Source organism: Bacillus pumilus, assembly GCF_038738535.1.
Classification (GTDB): domain Bacteria; phylum Bacillota; class Bacilli; order Bacillales; family Bacillaceae; genus Bacillus.
Map to the genome: position 1 here is coordinate 3,261,364 of NZ_CP046128.1, position 19,095 is coordinate 3,280,458.

Genomic DNA, 19,095 nt, shown 5'->3' on the forward strand with positions numbered 1-19,095 from the left:
TCCTAGCTTTTACAGACTTGGACCATTTGATCCGATATAATGGAGAAATATGTGATGGAAAGGAAGATTTGTTTATGCATACACCCTCTCCTTTAAAAAAGGGCGATCATATTCGTGTCATTGCTCCAAGCCGAAGTGCCAGCATTTTATCAGAAGATGGAATCTCTCAATCAAAAAAACGTTTAGAGACCTTAGGTTTCACTGTCTCTTTTGGAAAACACGCGTTTGAATGTGATCTTCATTCCTCGTTATCCATTGAACACCGCTTGTCTGATCTGCATGAGGCGTTCACAGATGATGAAGTCGACGGTATTTTGACAGCCATCGGAGGCTTCAATTGCAATGAACTCTTGCCTTACATTGATTACGACTTAATTCGTCAGCATCCTAAAGTTCTTTGCGGCTACAGTGATATCACCGCACTCGCAAGCGCCATTACCGCCAAATGTGATATGGTGACATACTCTGGACCCCATTTCTCCAGCTTCCAAATGGAGCAGGGGCAAGAGGAGCAGTCCGCTATGTTTCAAGCCTGCTTGATGAGCGGCGGTGAGCCATTTGATGTGATCCCTTCGACAAAGTGGAGTGATGATGCGTGGTATCTCGATCAAGCGAACAGGCAGTTTCATCCGACGAAATGGGGAATATATCAGGAAGGAACAGCTGAAGGCACCTTGTTTGGCGGAAACCTTTGTACACTGAACTTACTGCAAGGGACATCGTTTATGCCTCAAATCAAGGATGCCATCTTATTTGTAGAGGATGATGAGTTGGTCTTCCCTGAAATGTTCGCCAGAGACCTCACCTCCCTCATGCAGCATGCAGAATCAATCAAAGGGTTGATCATCGGACGCTTCCAAAAGAAATCCGAGATGACAGAGGAACATTTGAGGTTCATTTTAGATAAACATCCAATGCTCAAACACATCCCAGTGATCTACGATGTCGATATCGGACATACGCAGCCGGTCTTCACCTTACCGATTGGCGGAGACGTGAAGCTAGCGTGTAAAGATGGAGCCGTGCAGCTGCGCATTCTATCATAAAACAGAGCCAAAAAAGCACCCAAATAAACGGTGCTTTTTTCTATGCCACGATCTTTTATAAAATTTTTTCAGAAAAAAGTGATCCAACCCTCCATCCCCTTCGTTAAGTAGATGTAAAAAGAAAAGAGAGGAGGCAAAAACATGTTTTCTGATGTACTTAGTCAATTATTCGATTCTATTTCTAACATTATTAATACGCTTGGGTAATGTTCAACACCTGCTGTCCTTAGAAGATAGCGGGTGTTTTCTTATAAAAAAGCCCCACTCCTATAGTAGAGCGGGGCTTTTTTGTATTACATCTTTTCCGGTGCAGATACGCCAATTAGTTTTAATGCATTAGCAAGCGTGATTTGTGTTGCTTTCATGAGTGAAAGACGTGCTGTTGTTTTTGTTTCGTTTTCTACATCAATAACCTTCTCGGCATTGTAGAAGCTGTGAAGGGCTGATGCAAGGTCATAAATATAGTTCGTCACGCGGTGCGGAATGCGCTTTTCAGCTGCTTCTGCTACAACTTCTGGGAAGCTGCCAATGATTTTGAGAAGATCGTATTCTTTTTCCGATTGAATGTGAGAGAAATCTGCTTTTTCAAGGCTCGGCTTGTAGCCTTTTTCTTCACCTTGACGCAGCATGCTGCAAATTCTCGCATGCGCATATTGTGCGTAGTACACAGGGTTTTCGTTAGACGTAGAAATCGCTAAGTCTAGGTCAAAGTCCATGTGTGTCGCCGCACTTCTCATCGCAAAGAAATAACGAGTGGCATCTAGGCCTACTTCTTCAATCAGGTCACGCATGGTGACAGCTTTTCCTGTACGCTTACTCATTTTCATCTTTTCACCGTTTTTGTAAAGGTGAACGAGTTGAATGATTTCTACTTCGAGCTTGCCAGCTGGATATCCAAGTGCTTGAATCGCCGCTTTCATTCGGGGGATATAGCCGTGATGGTCCGCTCCCCAAATGTTAATGAGCTGGTCAAAGCCTCTGTCTAGTTTGTCTTTATGGTATGCGATGTCTGGAAGCAGGTAAGTGAAGCTGCCGTCTTTTTTAATCAGCACACGGTCCTTGTCATCACCAAAATCAGTTGAACGCAGCCATGTTGCACCGTCTTCTTCAAAGACATAGCCTTTTTCACGAAGTGTTTCCAGCGCTGGTTCGATTTTTCCGTTTTCATATAAAGAGGTTTCTGAATACCATACATCAAATGGAACACGGAAATTCTCAAGGTCTACACGCAATTTCTCTAATTCGTATTTTAATCCGTATTCACGGAAGAACTTCATCCGCTCTTCTTCTGGCTCATGCACGAAACGGTCACCAAATTCATACGCAAGCTTTTGCCCGATGCCTTTGATGTCTTCTCCTCTGTAGCCGTCTTCAGGCATCTCTTTTTCAAGACCGAGTGCCTCAAAGTAACGTACTTCTACAGATAAAGCGAGATTATTGATTTGATTCCCTGCATCGTTGATATAGTATTCACGGCTCACATCGAACCCTGCTTTATCAAGGATGTTGCAAAGGGAATCACCTACAGCTGCTCCGCGGGCATGTCCAAGGTGAAGGTCACCTGTTGGGTTGGCTGAGACGAATTCGACTTGCACCTTTTGACCGCCGCCTGTATTCGTTTCGCCATATGCCTCTTTTGCTTCAAGGACAGCTGGGATGAGCTTTGTTAAATACTGATTGTTCATATAAAAGTTAATGAATCCTGGACCTGCGATATCCACTTTTTCAATAGAAGCTTTCCCTTTATCAAACGCTTTGACAATGTCCTCTGCGATTTGGCGAGGTGCTTTTTTCGCAATGCGGGCAAGCTGCATCGCCATGTTGGTGGAGTAATCACCGTGAGTTTTGTCTTTCGGCACTTCTAAAAGGACATCTGGTACCTGGCTTTCATCAGCAAGTCCTGCTTTGACGACTGCCGCAATGATTTCTTCTTTTAACGCATCTTTGACCTGTTCTGCGATATTCATGAACGTAAATCCTCCTTATACGAAATCGATAATGTATGTAAATGCTTTTGATCTTCCCCTGTCAGCATATCGTACGTAATGTGCAGCAGTCCCTTGTCCACATCTAGATCAATGCCATGTGTGTGTACATCAAGCTGTAGTGTACCGAAGGGCATCGTGTAATGTGTGACGGTCGTTTCTCCGATGAGAAAGCGCTGCTTCATTTGAATGGCACCTGATCTCATGACAAAAATTTCTTTTTCACTCATTTTCACAACGGTTTTTACTTGACCCATTTCATGTTCTTCATGGTAAGTGAGATACGTTTTGTCATCCTTCTCTTGATACGTTCCAGTCGTGCGGAATTCGATCGTTTCAGCCGGCTCCGTCTCTGGTTTCATCACTGACTTGACATGAATTGAAATTTGGTTTTGTGTCATTTTGCACTTCCTTTGCTAAGACCCGTTTAACTAAAATAGTATACCATATTCATGATCGCCTATCATACCATCATTTCTCTTCTTCACGGCGATTAAACTTCGTTTTTGATCTTCCGCCATCCCTTTAGAAAAAAAGAAACAGGACACTCACTAATACCACCAATCCAGCCTTTACGCCCAAGTCTTTTCTGTTGATTAAATAAAAAAGAGCTTGTACGCCTGAACTTGCCAAAAATACCTGAAAAAAATCAAATGGCACGATTTGCGTCTGCTTACATACCACCTGCATGAATAACGCAATGGCCGTCAGATAGAAAAAGCCTCGATCCTGAAACAGCCCCATCATCTCTTCCTTTGCTTCCTTTTTCGAAGCAAAAACGGGCGGCTCAGCTTTGAGCTCTCGTTTCAGCGTGAGAATGCCTGCCGCTAACACACATAAAGCGAGAAGCACCATCAATATAGAAGAAAACATGAACTGCCTCCTTTTCCATGTAAAAAAAGAGCTTGTCCACATGAGATGACAAGCTCCTCTATCAAGGTGTTATTTCACAAATCCAAGCAGCATTTCGCGTAAAAGCTTGCTCGCTGTATTCGCTGTTTGGTCAGAATGATCATATACAGGTGCTACCTCAACAAGGTCTGCACCGACTACTTGGACATCAGAACCTGCAATCGCATGAATAGATGCAAGCAGCTCTTTTGATGTAATACCGCCAGCATCCACCGTGCCTGTACCAGGTGCATGAGCCGGGTCTAATACATCAATGTCGATCGTCACATAAACTGGACGCCCCTTCAGCTTTGGCAATACTTGCTTCAATGGCTCCAGCACTTCAAATTTAGAAATGTGCATGCCCGCTTCTTTTGCCCATTCAAATTCTTCCTTCATCCCAGAACGAATCCCGAAAGAGAACACATTCTCAGGTCCAATAAGTCCTGCTACTTTACGAATCGGTGTTGAATGAGACAGAGGCTCACCCTCATATTCCTCACGAAGATCCGTATGTGCGTCCATATGAATAATCGCCAAATCAGGGTATTTCTTATGCATCGCACGGAAAACCGGCCAAGACACAAGATGCTCACCGCCCATTCCTAATGGAAACTTCCCTTTTTCTAAAATGCTGTCGACATACTCTTCAATTAAGTCTAAGCTTTTCTGTGCATTTCCAAAAGGAAGCGGAATGTCACCGGCATCAAAGAATGGTACCTCGTGCAGTTCACGATCTAAATAAGGGCTGTATTCCTCTAATCCAATCGAAACTTCACGAATACGGTTTGGGCCAAAACGTGAGCCCGGTCTATAACTGACGGTCCAATCCATCGGCATACCGTATAAAATGACTTTTGCATCTTCCCATGTCGGATGACTTCCAATAAACACTTTTCCTGAATAAGCCTCGTCGAATCTCAAACAAGATTCCTCCTTTTACGCTTCAAAAAATGCGCAAACTGTCATTTGCGCATTTCCACTTCGCTTGATTTATTTGATTAAGTCACTCACAAATTTCGGCAGAACGAATGCCGCTTTGTGCAATTCTTTTGTGTAATATTTAGTCTCAATATCAAAGAAACGGCTGTCTTCTACAGCAAGTGGATCATATTTTTTTGAACCGATGGTAAATGTCCAAAGACCACTTGGATACGTTGGAATATTCGCTGTGTAAAGCTTCGTGATTGGGAAAATTTCTTTCACATCACGCTGTACATTTGTAATCAGCTCAGGTGTGAACCAAGGGTTGTCCGTTTGTGCCACGAAAATACCGTCTTCTTTAAGTGCTTTTGAGATTCCTGCGTAAAATCCTTTAGAGAACAGATTCACAGCTGGACCAACTGGTTCAGTTGAGTCCACCATGATGACATCATATTCGTTGTCAGCTTCGGCAATGTGCATAAAGCCGTCTCCGACTTTGACATCCACACGAGGATCGTCTAGTTTTCCAGCAATAGAAGGAAGGAATTTCTTCGAGTATTCGATGACTTTTCCATCAATATCAACAAGTGTCGCTTTCTTCACACTTGGGTGTTTGAGGATTTCACGAATGACACCGCCGTCTCCTCCGCCTACGACAAGAACATTTTCCGGGTTTGGATGAGTGAAAAGAGGAACATGTGCCACCATTTCGTGGTATACAAACTCATCTTTCTCAGATGTCATCACCATACCGTCTAAAAACAGCATATTGCCAAACTCTTCTGTTTCCACCATTTCTAAATGCTGAAAATCTGTTTGTTCTGTGTGAAGGGTTTTGTTCACCTTCAATGTAATACCAAAATTCTTCGTTTGCTTCTCTGTATACCAAAGTTCGCTCATTGTCCATCTTCCTCTCATCCAATAATAAACAAACATCTATTGTTAGCGCCTTTATCGGCTATGACTATATCGATTGTCCAAGAAAAAAGTATAGTGGATTCATATCAAATTGTAAAGAACCGCATGAGTTCTCTTCAATTTTAATGCACGCTCTTGCAATCATTTGTTTAAAACGGTTTTCTTTGTTCCATACTGATAAAAAACCGTCAAAATGGGGGCTTTGCATGGACACAATCATGAGTAATAAAAAAATCCGCATGACCGTGAAAACGATTCGAGCCTGTTTTTTTATCGGCTTGCTCGCTTTTCTATTTGCAGGCACTGTCTTTTTGACGATTCTTTTACTTGCCAAATGGCAAGGTGCCCCTTCCGTTCAAGTTCCCCAATCCACGACCATTTATGCAGCCGATGGTTCAAAGCTTGGAGAATCCAACTTTGGAGAAAAGAGATATTGGGTGCCATTAAAGGACATGTCCCCTCATATCAGGCAGGCAGCTGTAGCTGTAGAGGATAAAACCTTTTATGAGCATCATGGTTTTGATGTGAAACGGATGGCGGGTGCTGCAGTGGCTGATATTCGTGCCATGGCTAAGGTACAAGGAGCCAGCACGATCACCCAGCAATATGCACGAAACCTGTATTTAGATCATGATAAAACGTGGAAGCGGAAGTGGAATGAAGCCTTTTACACGATCCGCTTAGAGCAAAACTATACAAAAGATGAGATTTTAGAAGGATACTTGAACACCATTTATTATGGTCACGGAGCGTATGGCGTGGAAGCGGCGTCCCGTCTGTATTTCGGGAAAAAAGCGAAGAATTTGACCCTCGCCGAATCTGCCTTACTTGCCGGTATCCCAAAGGGCCCTTCTCTCTATTCGCCTTATGTGAATGAAGAGAAAGCCGGTGCAAGAAAGAATATGATTCTGAGGCAAATGCAAGATGACGGCATGATTACGAAAAAGGCAGCCGCTGAAGCTTCGAAAGAAAAACTGTCCTATCGCCCTTTGCAGCAGAAGCAGCTGCAAGCAAAGCAAGCCCCGTATTTTTATGATGATGTGATTCGTGAGTTGAAACAAAGCTTGGGGTTAACTGAGGAACAGATTGAAACCTATGGACTTCATATCCAAACGACTTTAAATCCAGAGTTACAGAAAATCGCAGAGAAGACGTTAAAAAACACGATGTATTCGAAATCAGACATCCAAATCGGCTTTACCGCTATCCATCCCCAAACAGGTCATGTACTCGCCCTCATCGGGGGAAGAGATTATGAGAAAAGTCCATTCAATCGGGTGACACAAGCGAAAAGACAGCCCGGTTCAACAATGAAACCTCTCCTCTATTACATTGCCTTGCAGAATGGGTTTACACCAGCAACCGTCATGCGCAGTGAAGAAACGGTTTTTGAGCTCGATGATCAAGGAAGCGGTGCTGCTTATTCACCAAGCAATTATCATGGCTATTACGCCAATGACGGCATTACCATGCTTCAAGCCTTGGCGCTGTCTGATAATATTTATGCCGTGAAAACCCATCTATTTTTAGGAATGGAGCAGCTTGTACGTGCTGGCAAAACATTTGGAATCAACGAAAAACTAGATCAAGTGCCATCACTTGCCCTTGGCACGTCCCCTGTCAAACCAATTGAAATGACCAATGCTTACGCCATGCTGGTCAACGGCGGAAAACGTGTCAAACCAACCTTTATTACGAAAGTAACGGACGCAAAAGGCAACGTGCTTTATGAAGAAAAACAAAAACGAGAGCAAGTCCTAGATGAAAAAGCAGCATTTATTACCACCGATATGATGTCAGGAATGTTCAATGATCAGTTAAACGGCTATACGAGTGTCACTGGCCGCACCATTATGAAGGATCTAACGCGAACATACGGAGGAAAATCGGGAACGACAGGAGCCGACAGCTGGATGATCGGCTTCTCTCCCCAGCTCGTCGCGGGTGTGTGGACGGGCTATGATAAAGGGCGCACCATTGACTCGGTCGAAGAAACAGCCTATGCAAAAAAGATATGGGCATCCTTTATGGAATCAGCCCTCTCGAAGCAGCCAGCCTCCTCCTTCATGCCGCCAGACGGTGTAAAAGGTGTGTATATCAATCCAAAAACCGGCGATCTCGCAGGCCCAGGATGTGAATCAAAGGTATTCACCTATTTTATAGAAGGAACGGAGCCGACAGGTGTCTGCTACGGTGCTGAGGACAAAGCCTCTGAACAAGATCCGGTTCAAGATCAAAAACCAAAGAAATGGTGGGAAAAGTGGCTGAAACGTTAAAAAAGGACATGAAAAACCCCGAGATCTGCATCTCGGGATTCTCCATGTCCTAGCTTTAACACCAGTTTACTCAAAAAACAGCTGGAATTGGTAGCGATCCGCCATTCTTCACAAAAATTTCACAATTATTCAGAGACAGACAATCCTTCTTTTAATTCATCTGTGGATGCTTCCCATAGTGCTTTATTATGACTCTTCAAGAAATCAGCCAGCACCTTTTTCGATACGTCATCCATATGACTGACGACGATTTTTCGCTTCATCGATTTATCCATTAAATTCACATGCTCTGGAAGCGACTTATACCCGCGGCGGATTGAACGGTCGACGGTCATTTCACAAGCCGTCACACCCGCATAATAAGGGCCATCTTCTCTGCGGTCAATGGTCACCCATACGAGCCAATACGGCTTTCCGTTCGGCACCTCTTCTTTGCTTTTCAAGAATTTAATTCCTTTTTCCACGGCACTTCTTGCATGCATCGCACCAATATCAATGACAGCTTCCTTTTCCTCTACGTCAATGATCACTGGCGAAATGTTATCAAGGCTGAGCGCACCCGCTCCAAAGCCCCCGTGTCCGTCGGTTGCATCTGTTTTTTTAATGATGTTAAAACCAATTGGTTTCTTTTTTTTACCTTCCATTCATTAGACCTCCTAAAGCAGCGGTTTCAAAATAAGATTAAACCAGTATATGATTTGATCCCGCATTCCGATCAATGGACCAAAAACAAACTGTCCTAGCGGCGTAATCACGAATATGAGAAAAATAATGATCCCATATTGTTCGAATTGCGTCATTTTCGCCCGGATACGGGGACTGACGACGTCCTCAATAATACGATACCCATCCAGCGGCGGAAGTGGCAATAGGTTAAATAGGAACAAAATGACATTCAAGTTAATAAAGATTAAGAAAAAATTATCGACGCCCGGCTCAAAGCGCATGAGCGACTCCCCGCCAAATTTCTGAAGAAGCACGTACACGAAAAAGCCTAGAAACGCCAACACCAAGTTACTTAATGGGCCAGCAATCGAGACGCAGATTCCTGCTAAGCGCGGTTTTTTAAAATGGTATCGATTCACCGGCACAGGTTTCGCCCAGCCAAACCCAGCGACAAAGATTAAAATCGTCCCGAATATATCGAGATGCTTCAGTGGATTTAGCGTGAGTCTCCCTTGGTTCTTAGCTGTCGGGTCTCCGAAACGATACGCAACATATGCATGCGCCAGCTCGTGCATCGTAAATGCAACAACAAGCGTAATAGCGACATATGGAATAAGTTCTAATGGATACACAAGAAATTGGTCCAAAGGCATGAATCCCTCTTTCTTTCTATACAATGATTTACTCCATTCAGTATACTATAAGAAGTCCCTTAAACTAAAGGGAAGCGTAGCACGAAAAGGAAAAAGGAGGTTTTCGCATTGCCGATTGTCACCGTTCAAATGCTAGAAGGAAGAACAGACGAGCAGAAAAGAGCTCTTGTGGAGAAAGTCACTGATGCTGTTGTTGAAACAACAGGCGCAGGTGCAGAAAAAGTCTCTGTCATTATTGAAGAAATGAAAAAAGAACACTATGCCGTAGCAGGAAAACGCATCAGCGACCTGTAAGCATAAAAAAGGACAAGCACATAGGTGTTTGTCCTTTTGTCTCTTATTTTATCTGTACCACGCTTTGTTACGGTTCACTTGATTTTTATGAGCCGCATCAAAGAAATCGACTGTGTAGGAATAATCATAGTTCATTAAGCAGACAATGCCGCTGCCTTGAGGGTCATGCGGTAAGCCAAAGTTATGACCGTATTCATGCGTAGCCGCTTTTGCGGTGTTCGCTGTTCCTTGATCAAGGTTAACGGCGAATGCACTTCCGCTCGGTGCACTATTGTATACATAAGCGATTCCGCCCGCATCAAAGTTTGGATTTGCTGTAAATCCAGTGACAAAATCGTATCCTCTGCCATCAAAGCTGCGCGAAAGGTTAGATAAAATTTGCTCTGCATTTGATCCTGAAGACGTCCAAGATCCTACGGCTTGTACGACAAAGTCCACATCATGATCACGGTTAAAGGTCACGTCCGCTTGCTCAATGATGCTGACAATCCGCGTCTGCCAGTCACTATATTTCGCACGATACTGCGCATCTGCTACAGCATAGACCGTTACTTTCTGACTGCCTGTACTTGCCTTTGTTGAAATAGAATCTCCTGTATTCGCCTTAAAGGTTCTAGAGCCTACCTGCTTACCAGACTCATCTAATACCTTTGTTTTCACATCTCGTTCAATTGGAGGTGCTTTCGTCAAATCTTTAAAATCGTTTGCCTTTGGCAACCCCTCACTAATATGTGTTTCGAACGGCGCATGACCATGATCATGCCCATGACCAGCACTCGCGACTGGTGCTGAAGCTGAACTTACTCCCGGTAACAAACTACCTACCAATAAAAATGACAAAAAGACTGAACGCTTTTTCATTCCTATCCCTCCTTTGATTTTCACAAGGTTATATATTCACTGAAAATTCACCATTTTCCTTCTATTCAGTCAAAAACAGGGAATTGGATACACAGAAAAAAAGTCGAAATACGTCATATTCACTAATTTTCCGGATATTTCAGCACACATTTCATCGGAAAATAGCGCTTTTGGTCTGGGTCTTACAAAACAAAAAAAGCCCTAAATGCTGGGCTTTTGCGAAACTAGTTCAATTCCTTCAATTGTTCAATATAAGCAAGAGCATCCTCAAATTCTTCGTCCGTATAGCGCTGCTTGCTTTTAATAGTGAAGACCTTTTCCTTTACCTCATCTTCTGGCAGGTCATCAAAGTATAAAATTGTGGAGACGAGCTCTAGGAAACGAGACGACTGCTCGTTCATCTGCTGCGTCAGTACTTTGAGGTCAGGCATGTCCACTTCACACTGATCGAGAAACTCTTTCCCATTGTCCGTCAGCGAATAGCGATATTGATAGTATCCGCCCTTTTTTTCCTTCATTTCGTCCAAGAATCCAAGGTTGCACAGCTCTTCAATTCTGAGTGTCAACTCCTCTGAATAGGGGCCATAAAAATGAAAATCGTATTTCTCATAAAAAGGCAAATCTAGCTTTTTTGCTATGTAAATCATCTTTTGCAGCTTCTTCCGTCCAACGATTTCCCCTGATTCAGAGAATACCTTCATCAACTTTGCATGCTCTTTCAACAAATTCCCGACATCTCCTTTTTCAGTACTTCCTTATCCCAATCCAAGCAGCTTCATGATCGCCTTCTTTTCTTCAGCTTTTTCCGACATATCTACAATTAAGTCCATCGGGAAATAAAGTTTATGATCGGTTCTTCGTTTACCGGAAATGGCGTCAACAATATCTGATTGTCTCGACAGCTCTTTAATATGACCACTTTGCGTCAAAAGGTGGATCGGCAGTCTCTCTTCTTCCTCCCCTGGTCTGTAGAAGTCGTAGGGCAAGTCAGAGGAAGAGTCGACGACTAAATAATAGTCAGGATCAATGCCTGCCTCCTTGAACAAGGCGGTCAGCTTGAAATATTTCGTCATTTCTTCATTCGGATTAAACTCTGTATATTGGAACAATCGGCGGTTCATAAAACGGCGGCACAAATCAGCCAGCACGTGATCTTCTTCGTCTTCCCACGCCTGAAAATAAAATAAGACAATGGATTCATCCAGCTTAATATAGTCCTCTGTGGTGACATTCCCCTCAAAGATCGAATAAAAATGAACAGGGGCATGTGTGAAAATATAGCCCGTTTCATGCAGCTCTTTTGCACGATGGAGAATTTTCGTTAAAATGACTTCCGCACTGCGTGTCACTGGGTGGAAATAAACTTGCCAGTACATTTGATAGCGGCTCATAATATAATCCTCGACCGCATGCATCCCGCTCTGCTTCATCACAATCTGATCTTCTCTCGGACGCATCACGCGCAAAATACGTTCCATATCAAAATGGCCGTAGCTGACGCCTGTATAGTAGGCATCACGCTGCAAATAGTCCATACGGTCGGCATCAATTTGACTTGAGATCAAACTGACCACCTGCTTGTTTTGATACGTTTTGGCAATCACTTCTGCCACATGCTTCGGGAAATCATCACTAACCCGGCGAAGCACTTCATTGACTTCGGTTTGCCCTAAAATAATATCTCTTGTAAACGATTCATGGTCTAAGTGGAAGACCTTTTCAAAGGAATGAGAAAATGGACCATGTCCGAGGTCATGAAGCAAGGCTGCACTCAGTACCAGCTCGCGTTCTCCCTCATCCCATTCCGGCCGACCTTTGAATACATCATCCACAATCCGTCTCACAATCTCGTATACACCGAGTGAATGATTGAAACGGCTGTGTTCTGCACCATGAAACGTCAAGTAAGTGGTTCCTAGCTGTTTAATTCGTCGCAGGCGCTGAAATTCTCTTGTTCCTATTAAATCCCATATTAATGCGTCCCGTACGTGAACATAACGGTGCACAGGATCTTTAAATACCTTTTCCTCAGATAATTTCCCTTTTGGATACGCCATCGTTTCGTCCCTCTTTTTTTAAGACGTGTTTCTATTATATCGGGTAACTTTCCCCGAAAACATCCTTGAATTTGCTGGTGAATGTGTTCTCAAAGATTGCACGGACGTAAAAAGCCCGACCTGACAGGGACGGACCTCTTTTTAGGTCGACTGAACACATTCAGTGACATTTATTTGACTTTTTTTTGAACCTTTTCGAGTAACTCATCTTCTGTTGGTGCGGATAATGGGCGATTGTTTACAAACGCAAAAGCCTTTTTTCGTCCTGGACCACAATAGGATTGACAGCCAATCTCAATTTTTGCATCAGGGTCAACCGATTTGAGTCGAGGCAGCAACGTCTTTAGGTTCGTCGCATCACAATCGTCACATACGCGAAACTCATTAGCCATGGTCTTACGCTTCCTTTCAATGATGAACTTCATTCTATATGAAACAGTTGGACAACCAAGAGTCATAATATACCACCCAACATTGTACATCGAAGCGGCTGGACTTGCAAGACGCATTGTAACCGCCGATACGCGCTTACATAAAAGCTAGTATTTTCCACTATCCTTTTAGCAAACTTGTATAAACTTTCTTGAACTTGGCTAATCTAATACCATCAAATCATATGGGGGTTTAAACATGTCAAAACAAAGACAAGATGCTTGGTCAGAGGAAGATGATCTCCTTTTGGCAGAAACCGTCTTACGTCACGTCAGAGAGGGCAGCACACAGCTGAATGCGTTTGAAGAAGTAGGAGACAAGCTGAACCGTACCTCAGCGGCATGCGGTTTTAGATGGAATGCTGTTGTGAGGCATCAATATGAAAAAGCGTTAGCCCTTGCCAAAAAGCAGCGAAAACAACGGATGCGCGCACTCGGCAATGGCCAGCCTGCAAAGAAACGATTACTCTATCAGCCGCAAGTAGAAGAAACGGTCACGCAAGAGGAATTCTCACAGGAGCTGGAACCAGCGCAGGAAGAAACGTTTGCACCAGCATCTGAAACAGCCGAGCAGCTTCAGTTTGTGGATCAAAGCTACAATGAAGAGTTAGCTAGTTTATCACATTTATTGTCACAAGCTTCTCATGTCGTAGAGAAAAAGCCAGAAGCCAATCCTTTTAGGCAGCAACAGGATTTAACCATCGAAGATGTCATTGATTTCTTGCGCCGCTATGAAGGTGATGGCCAGCAATCGTCTGCCTTACGCATGGAAAACAGCCGGTTAAAACGAGAAAACAACGAACTTTCACATAAAGTCACACAGCTAGAAGCGGAAGTGAAAAAGCTTGAAAAGGATCAGCTCACCATTCAAGAAGATTATGAAACACTTGTCAAAATCATGAACCGTGCAAGAAAACTAGTTTTGTTTGAAGAGGACGACACTGCCGCTCCAACCTTTAAAATGGACCGGAACGGCAACCTCGAAAAAATGGCAGAATAACAAAAAGTGCTCCCCATCTGCGGGAAGCACTTTTTTAAATGCCCAAAAATAGCATCACACTAAAAAGGACATTAATCAAAAAGACGAACATAAAAATATACCTGACTTGTCTCACCTGAAAATCACCAAATATAAAAAGATAAAGACCTGCGATGCCAAGTGTCAGTACAGGCTGAAGAAACGGCACCAAAAGCGAAATGCCGTAGCCGGCTCCCATGATGACAGGAAGCCATAGTAAATAGAGGTAACCGCCGTTTTTGGATTTCACCAGAACCCTTCCTTTCTTTTTACGAAAACACCTTTTCATTCCGCTCAATCATCCGCGTCATGTTTTTCTCAAATTCCAGTTGTTCTTCTGCGTTCAGTCCTGACGCTGTCAGCTGATCACTGAGCTTTTGAAGCTCTTCTAGTAAAAGACGCATAAGAAGCGCGCAATCAATTGGTTCTCCAGTTAATTCTGATAAAGACGCCATCGTATCTGGCTGTATATCAGGAAATACGGCCTTCACTTCTTCTCGTTTGTCTTTTAAGGCGGCGTCATAAAAACGGCGGATCAAGTCGGCACGTTCCCGCCCGCTTCCATCTGCACACAAATAAATTTGCACAGCGACTCCACCGCGTAATCTACGCTGAGAAATGCCTGCAAATTTCTTTCCATTGATGCTTAGATCATAACTGCCCGGACAATAAGAGCCGACAATCTCATAAGCTTCAATGTCCACCTCATACTTAGACAGCATCCGGCGGACCAATTCCACCATCGCATCATACCCGCGGTCAATATCAATGCCCTTCTTTTGTTCTGCAAAGATTAATGACACATTCAAGACACCTTCATCCAGCACCACAGCAAGGCCGCCTGAATTGCGTACAATGACGCGATAGCCCTCTTCCTCAAGCAGTTTCACGCCATCTTGCAGAAATGGAAGTCTTGTATCCTGAATCCCAAGCACAATCGTATTGTGATGTACCCAAGAACGCGCTGTCGCTGGTGAGAGACCCTTCCCAACCGACGCACAAAGCGTATCATCCATCGCAAAGGATTGCTTCGGGTCCACATAAAGACCGAGGCTCGATTGATCTATGATTCGCCATTTCGGCTGTGTCAGTAACTCAATAGGTTCATTTTTCATGTCCTGCATATCCTCTCGTTCATAAACTGTGTTTATTATAACATGGGATGAATGGAGGGAGAATGAGAGAGATATCATCAAAATAGCTCCATGACATTTGGCGTCACAGAGCGTTTCAGTTGGATGATTTGGTTTTACTTTTCAGTGATTCATGCATTCAAGCAGTGTGATCATTCAATGATACATCCCTCACTCACCCATTTCAGCAAGTTTCCAGTCATCAACTCAGCATGCTGAGGGTCCATTACACCAGCATCAACAATCCATACCTTTTTCTCATCTTCAACCAGCCGCATGAGAAGTACTTGTCCGCCGCCATCGTCGCCAATCGCCACATAGCCGCTTGCATATTGCTGGACTTCCCACGTTGCATTGCGTTCCGTAATGTCTTCAGTGCCGTATAGTAGGACATCGCCGCCAACGGAACATCCATTTGTCTGTTTCAGCAAGTTCTTATAAGCATCGGGCAGCACCATGTTTAGTTGGGATTCTGCCTCTTTGATGTGTTTTTCACTTGCTGGTTCGTTCATGTGCAGATGTGGGATTTGAGGTAAATTGATCATGTTGAAGAGCCTCCTCTATTTTAAGCTGCTGATTTTTCCATCACCCTTTTATACAAACGAAGGAGCATTTTTAAAAGAAAATAGAAAATGACCACATCAAGTATAAAACCCAACCATAGAAATTCAAAAGTATGATGTCCGTGCAGGACTAGCCAATCAATAGGGAAACCTCGATAATCAGCATCTGAGAAACAAACTCCTCTCATCAAAGCTGTTCCCATAACAATAAGAATACTGATACTTAATAACCAATTGGATGTTTTTATTTTTTCTAGTCTGTACACCCTTTCTATACAAAATTTGTAGATTATATCCTACCAATTAGTTAGTTTTTGTTCTTAAAAATTCTATGCTAATTCTATCAACTTTTATTTCAACAGTTTTATTCATTAATTCAGGGAAATCGATGAAATACTCATCTTCGTCAGTAAAAATTAAACCCGCATCAATTTTATCCTCTTTTAGCAAACCTCTTAAATAATATTCATATCCCGAATCAATACGTTCAATCTCTTTCTTCTCTATCGGAATTTCATGAATATTAAGCTCGTCTAATATAGTAAATCCTATTGAAACTGGATAACTTTTTCCTACTTCAATTTCATACGGACAAACATCAGCAAATCCTGTAAATTCTATTCCATTAATCTCAATTGTTGTTTCCTCCTCAATCTGAGGATCGAGTCTTTTAACAAAACAGTCGTATACCATAATAGCCCTCACTCTCTACTCTGATGGATTGATGACTGGAATATTTTCACCATTTATTGTCTTCCATATCTTTTTTCCACTTTGGGTATGGTAAGTCGTAATTTCATTTTTATTATTTGTACCTACAAATTCAAACTTAGCCTTACCACTTTTATTATTCCCCATAAATTTGACATACCCTGTCCTTATTTCACCTTTATATTGATACTTAACTTTGATGCCACTATTAATGACCACTTTTGCACCTTCAAGGTACTCGTTAGCATTTCTATATAGTCCTGAGAACTCTTTTCCATGTTTATCAAAATGCCCTTCTAATTTAGCACGATCCGCAAAAGCTGAAGGCAGCTTTTTTATATCCTTAGCCGTCTTTTCAACCCTCTTCACCGCATTCTTCCCTTGATCTATCTTAAAAACATATTTCCCAACCTTCACTATTTTCGTGATTGGGATAATAGAAGCTGCGGACAGAGCTTGGTCTGTGCTGCTGATGTTTTGGCTGGTTTCGGGGTCTTTGCCGGTGAAGGCTCGATAACCGTCGTAGATTCCGCTGTATTCTAGGATGATGTTTTCGGTGGTTGAGACGACTTCACCGTCTAATATGCGTTTGGCGTTTCCGCAGCTGCGGATTTGATTTTTTCTGTATCAGTTCCTTCAAAATATCCAATCACTTTATCGATTTGTATTGTGCCATCATAAAACTAACTTAGATAGAAAAAAGATGAGCGACATCTCTGTAAACTCACCTTTTCTATCACTTATTCTCATTTATTTTGAAAAGAATCTGGTCTGTCCAACTCATATTAGAGGTTTATTTAACGATACATTCAGGTGAAAATTTCACAAAAACAGAGTTTGAACCATCATCCATCATTCTTTTCAATTCCTTACCTAATGAATAATTAGAATTTGGTTCTGTTTGCAATATACAAACAATATTTCCACCCTCCCCTTGAGTTAGGCAGGTTAATTGTAAATATTCATTGTTATCATAAATAAAAGAAACGATGTAATCATAGAAATTATCTTCTATGTTGTCCTTATTTATTTCCTCCTTAAAAACTCTGATTATAGTTCCAGCCCAAATTCGAGTATCGTCTTCAATTTCACGAACAGATATCCAATCATTCCCAATCATTTCTATTACATCCTCTCTACTTAATTTTTAAATTATGACCACCAGATGCATCAGCAGGTTTAGTTTGTTTGAAATCAAAATCAACTTCTCCTTGATGCTTCCCCTTGTTATTTGTTTTTTCAAAACGACCATGCTGCGTATCTACTGAATATAAATCTCCAGTTTTAGGGTCTTTATATACATCCCTACTATTAATCTTACTTAATTTTGAATCTTTTATTAAGCCATTACTTTTAGCAACTTCTTGTACTTTTATTTTTACAGCTGCAACGCGCTCTGCTGGAGGCAATTTCACTAACGACTTTTCAAAATCTTTAGCCCCATTCCTCGCACTTCCAGCACTCTTCTCAACCCTCTTAGCTACCTTCTCCCCTTTAATAATTTTAAAAACATATTTCCCCACTTTAACAATGTTGGCACTTGGAACCATGTACACCCCGGATACTAAACGATCCATATCAGCGACTTTATCACCTGTTACAGGATCTCTTCCTGTAATCGCTCGAATGGCGTCGTTTATTCCTGTAAATTCAACCGCTGTATTTAAGATGTTTTGGGGTTGATCGCCTGTTTTTACATCTGACATCGGTTTAACGCTCTCAATTGTTACTTTGTTCTTTTCAGATATTCGTAACCGATACAGCATTCCGTCTCGCATGACCTCAACCGTTTTGGCATTTTCGAAGTTGATCTTTTTGTACTCATTTATATGATATACTTTTCCATTTAAGGTCACGGTCGTTTGATTGATTTTACTAGACGGCTTTTCGTGGACAACCGTCTCCACATTCGCCCGTTCTTTCTCACTCAGTTTCTTCAGCATGATCATCATCGGATTGTCTTTCGGGTTATCTATTTTGTCATTCAATCCACTGATGGTGCTGCTCACTTTTTCTTCTTTTCCATCTTTGAAAATAGACCCCTTTTGATAGGTGGTGATATCGATTTTTGGGCCGGTGAACATGGTGCTCAAGGTGTTTATGTATTGTTTTATTGTTTGAAGGGAGCTTTTTGTTTCTTGTAAAGCGCTTGTCTGCTCTCTGTCAAATGCATGAAGCAGGCCAATGGTTCTTGAGGTCTCGAGCCATGCTTTTTGATAGTTTTGCTGAAAAGCTGATTCTTCTACATTTGGCAAATGAACAATATGACCAATTCTGCCGATGGCATGGTTTACATCCGTTACAATCTCAGATATCGTGCCTCCGCTTTTTTTAGTCCTTGATCTAGTTCGTGTTCAATAAATGATTGTGAGATCAAGCCGTGCTGATTTGATTCAAGCGCATGAAGCGCCTGTTTTGTGCTTTTCAGCGCAGTGCTGTATTCCTCAATGACGACCTGAAAAAATTGCAGGAAGGGAATATGACATTCTGTATAAAAGGTGCGGATGGCTTGTCCCGCCTCTCCCTTTAGTGCACCATCGAGTGAAATGATATGATGAATTTGTTTTTCTAAAGAGCTGATTTGTTGTGACTGCTGCTTTAATATATTCAGCGTTTGGTCAATTCCGTTTATTAGCGCAAAGACGTCAAGGGTTTTCATTGCGTTCTC

At 42.4% G+C, this 19,095-nt stretch carries 20 protein-coding genes and 2 pseudogenes; 4 read left to right on the top strand and 18 right to left on the bottom strand.

Going from position 1 to position 19,095, the window contains the following annotated elements; genetic code table 11:
- Window positions 1-74: 74 nt before the first annotated feature.
- On the top strand, window positions 75-1,046 hold the full coding sequence (locus GKC25_RS16645) for a S66 family peptidase (protein WP_187704213.1): 972 nt from the start codon (window positions 75-77) through the stop codon (window positions 1,044-1,046).
- A 293-nt stretch (window positions 1,047-1,339) separates the two neighbouring features.
- Here GKC25_RS16645 and argS read toward each other — a convergent pair whose 3' ends face one another.
- The 5 genes from argS to speE form a co-directional block, all read right to left on the bottom strand.
- Window positions 1,340-3,013 carry an arginine--tRNA ligase gene (argS, locus tag GKC25_RS16650; RefSeq protein WP_034660325.1) on the bottom strand — a complete coding sequence of 558 codons (1,674 nt, stop codon included), beginning with the start codon at window positions 3,011-3,013 and terminating at the stop codon, window positions 1,340-1,342.
- Window positions 3,010-3,432 carry a DUF1934 domain-containing protein gene (locus GKC25_RS16655; protein WP_034660326.1) on the bottom strand — a complete coding sequence of 141 codons (423 nt, stop codon included), beginning with the start codon at window positions 3,430-3,432 and terminating at the stop codon, window positions 3,010-3,012. The genes argS and GKC25_RS16655 overlap by 4 nt, the downstream gene beginning before the upstream one ends.
- A gap of 124 nt (window positions 3,433-3,556) precedes the next feature.
- Window positions 3,557-3,904, bottom strand: a complete 348-nt coding sequence (locus GKC25_RS16660; RefSeq protein WP_034660328.1) for a hypothetical protein — start codon at window positions 3,902-3,904, stop codon at window positions 3,557-3,559.
- 69 nt (window positions 3,905-3,973) lie between these two features.
- A complete protein-coding gene (gene speB, locus GKC25_RS16665; RefSeq protein ID WP_088003052.1) occupies window positions 3,974-4,846 on the bottom strand; it encodes an agmatinase in 873 nt (290 codons plus the stop codon).
- 69 nt (window positions 4,847-4,915) lie between these two features.
- The gene (gene speE, locus GKC25_RS16670) at window positions 4,916-5,746 is read right to left on the bottom strand and encodes a spermidine synthase (RefSeq protein WP_012011597.1); all 831 of its coding nucleotides are present in this window, start codon (window positions 5,744-5,746) and stop codon (window positions 4,916-4,918) included.
- Between the two features lie 224 nt (window positions 5,747-5,970).
- Between speE and GKC25_RS16675 the strand changes: the two genes are divergently transcribed.
- Window positions 5,971-8,040, top strand: coding sequence for a transglycosylase domain-containing protein (locus GKC25_RS16675; protein WP_034660331.1), 2,070 nt, complete (start codon window positions 5,971-5,973; stop codon window positions 8,038-8,040).
- A 125-nt stretch (window positions 8,041-8,165) separates the two neighbouring features.
- Here the strand turns inward: GKC25_RS16675 and GKC25_RS16680 are convergent, their stop codons facing one another.
- Window positions 8,166-8,684, bottom strand: coding sequence for a YwhD family protein (locus GKC25_RS16680; protein WP_034660332.1), 519 nt, complete (start codon window positions 8,682-8,684; stop codon window positions 8,166-8,168).
- A gap of 12 nt (window positions 8,685-8,696) precedes the next feature.
- Window positions 8,697-9,353: a site-2 protease family protein gene (locus tag GKC25_RS16685; RefSeq protein WP_252067798.1), complete on the bottom strand. Its 657-nt coding sequence runs from the start codon at window positions 9,351-9,353 to the stop codon at window positions 8,697-8,699.
- A gap of 114 nt (window positions 9,354-9,467) precedes the next feature.
- Here GKC25_RS16685 and GKC25_RS16690 point away from each other — a divergent pair, with 114 nt between their 5' ends.
- Complete coding sequence (locus GKC25_RS16690) at window positions 9,468-9,653, top strand: 2-hydroxymuconate tautomerase (protein WP_012011601.1); 186 nt, start codon at window positions 9,468-9,470, stop codon at window positions 9,651-9,653.
- 48 nt (window positions 9,654-9,701) lie between these two features.
- Here GKC25_RS16690 and GKC25_RS16695 read toward each other — a convergent pair whose 3' ends face one another.
- From GKC25_RS16695 to GKC25_RS16710, 4 genes are all read right to left on the bottom strand, one after another.
- Entirely contained in the window at window positions 9,702-10,514 is an 813-nt protein-coding gene (locus GKC25_RS16695) for a zinc-dependent metalloprotease (RefSeq protein WP_034660335.1), read from the bottom strand.
- 224 nt (window positions 10,515-10,738) lie between these two features.
- Complete coding sequence (locus tag GKC25_RS16700; protein ID WP_034660337.1) at window positions 10,739-11,239, bottom strand: YwgA family protein; 501 nt, start codon at window positions 11,237-11,239, stop codon at window positions 10,739-10,741.
- Window positions 11,240-11,269: 30 nt separating this feature from the next.
- Complete coding sequence (locus tag GKC25_RS16705; RefSeq protein ID WP_007497716.1) at window positions 11,270-12,571, bottom strand: HD domain-containing protein; 1,302 nt, start codon at window positions 12,569-12,571, stop codon at window positions 11,270-11,272.
- A 170-nt stretch (window positions 12,572-12,741) separates the two neighbouring features.
- Complete coding sequence (locus tag GKC25_RS16710) at window positions 12,742-12,963, bottom strand: DUF1450 domain-containing protein (protein ID WP_003215259.1); 222 nt, start codon at window positions 12,961-12,963, stop codon at window positions 12,742-12,744.
- Between the two features lie 238 nt (window positions 12,964-13,201).
- Here GKC25_RS16710 and GKC25_RS16715 point away from each other — a divergent pair, with 238 nt between their 5' ends.
- Window positions 13,202-14,002, top strand: coding sequence for an RsfA family transcriptional regulator (locus GKC25_RS16715; RefSeq protein ID WP_034660339.1), 801 nt, complete (start codon window positions 13,202-13,204; stop codon window positions 14,000-14,002).
- Window positions 14,003-14,036: 34 nt separating this feature from the next.
- Here GKC25_RS16715 and GKC25_RS16720 read toward each other — a convergent pair whose 3' ends face one another.
- The 7 genes and pseudogenes from GKC25_RS16720 to GKC25_RS16750 all read right to left on the bottom strand — a co-directional run bounded on the left by GKC25_RS16720 (window position 14,037) and on the right by GKC25_RS16750 (window position 19,086).
- Window positions 14,037-14,270 (bottom strand): DUF5970 family protein, encoded by a 234-nt coding sequence (locus GKC25_RS16720; RefSeq protein ID WP_034660341.1) that lies wholly within the window; start codon window positions 14,268-14,270, stop codon window positions 14,037-14,039.
- Between the two features lie 19 nt (window positions 14,271-14,289).
- Window positions 14,290-15,135 carry a lipoate--protein ligase family protein gene (locus GKC25_RS16725; protein WP_034660343.1) on the bottom strand — a complete coding sequence of 282 codons (846 nt, stop codon included), beginning with the start codon at window positions 15,133-15,135 and terminating at the stop codon, window positions 14,290-14,292.
- 170 nt (window positions 15,136-15,305) lie between these two features.
- A complete protein-coding gene (locus GKC25_RS16730; RefSeq protein WP_187704216.1) occupies window positions 15,306-15,698 on the bottom strand; it encodes an SMI1/KNR4 family protein in 393 nt (130 codons plus the stop codon).
- A 321-nt stretch (window positions 15,699-16,019) separates the two neighbouring features.
- Complete coding sequence (locus tag GKC25_RS16735; RefSeq protein WP_187704217.1) at window positions 16,020-16,409, bottom strand: hypothetical protein; 390 nt, start codon at window positions 16,407-16,409, stop codon at window positions 16,020-16,022.
- Between the two features lie 15 nt (window positions 16,410-16,424).
- Window positions 16,425-17,036, bottom strand: a pseudogene (locus GKC25_RS16740) (pre-toxin TG domain-containing protein); the annotation flags it as partial.
- A gap of 184 nt (window positions 17,037-17,220) precedes the next feature.
- Entirely contained in the window at window positions 17,221-17,547 is a 327-nt protein-coding gene (locus tag GKC25_RS16745; RefSeq protein WP_034660349.1) for a hypothetical protein, read from the bottom strand.
- 16 nt (window positions 17,548-17,563) lie between these two features.
- Window positions 17,564-19,086: pseudogene (locus tag GKC25_RS16750) on the bottom strand (T7SS effector LXG polymorphic toxin).
- Window positions 19,087-19,095 lie beyond the last annotated feature (9 nt).

Coding starts and splice junctions, on each gene's coding strand:
- GKC25_RS16645 (WP_187704213.1), top strand. CDS start 75: ATGCATACACCCTCTCCTTTAAAAAAGGGCGATCATATTCGTGTCATT.
- argS (WP_034660325.1), bottom strand. CDS start 3,013: ATGAATATCGCAGAACAGGTCAAAGATGCGTTAAAAGAAGAAATCATT.
- GKC25_RS16655 (WP_034660326.1), bottom strand. CDS start 3,432: ATGACACAAAACCAAATTTCAATTCATGTCAAGTCAGTGATGAAACCA.
- GKC25_RS16660 (WP_034660328.1), bottom strand. CDS start 3,904: ATGTTTTCTTCTATATTGATGGTGCTTCTCGCTTTATGTGTGTTAGCG.
- speE (WP_012011597.1), bottom strand. CDS start 5,746: ATGAGCGAACTTTGGTATACAGAGAAGCAAACGAAGAATTTTGGTATT.
- GKC25_RS16675 (WP_034660331.1), top strand. CDS start 5,971: ATGGACACAATCATGAGTAATAAAAAAATCCGCATGACCGTGAAAACG.
- GKC25_RS16680 (WP_034660332.1), bottom strand. CDS start 8,684: ATGGAAGGTAAAAAAAAGAAACCAATTGGTTTTAACATCATTAAAAAA.
- GKC25_RS16695 (WP_034660335.1), bottom strand. CDS start 10,514: ATGAAAAAGCGTTCAGTCTTTTTGTCATTTTTATTGGTAGGTAGTTTG.
- GKC25_RS16705 (WP_007497716.1), bottom strand. CDS start 12,571: ATGGCGTATCCAAAAGGGAAATTATCTGAGGAAAAGGTATTTAAAGAT.
- GKC25_RS16710 (WP_003215259.1), bottom strand. CDS start 12,963: ATGGCTAATGAGTTTCGCGTATGTGACGATTGTGATGCGACGAACCTA.
- GKC25_RS16715 (WP_034660339.1), top strand. CDS start 13,202: ATGTCAAAACAAAGACAAGATGCTTGGTCAGAGGAAGATGATCTCCTT.
- GKC25_RS16725 (WP_034660343.1), bottom strand. CDS start 15,135: ATGAAAAATGAACCTATTGAGTTACTGACACAGCCGAAATGGCGAATC.
- GKC25_RS16730 (WP_187704216.1), bottom strand. CDS start 15,698: ATGATCAATTTACCTCAAATCCCACATCTGCACATGAACGAACCAGCA.
- GKC25_RS16735 (WP_187704217.1), bottom strand. CDS start 16,409: ATGGTATACGACTGTTTTGTTAAAAGACTCGATCCTCAGATTGAGGAG.
- GKC25_RS16745 (WP_034660349.1), bottom strand. CDS start 17,547: ATGATTGGGAATGATTGGATATCTGTTCGTGAAATTGAAGACGATACT.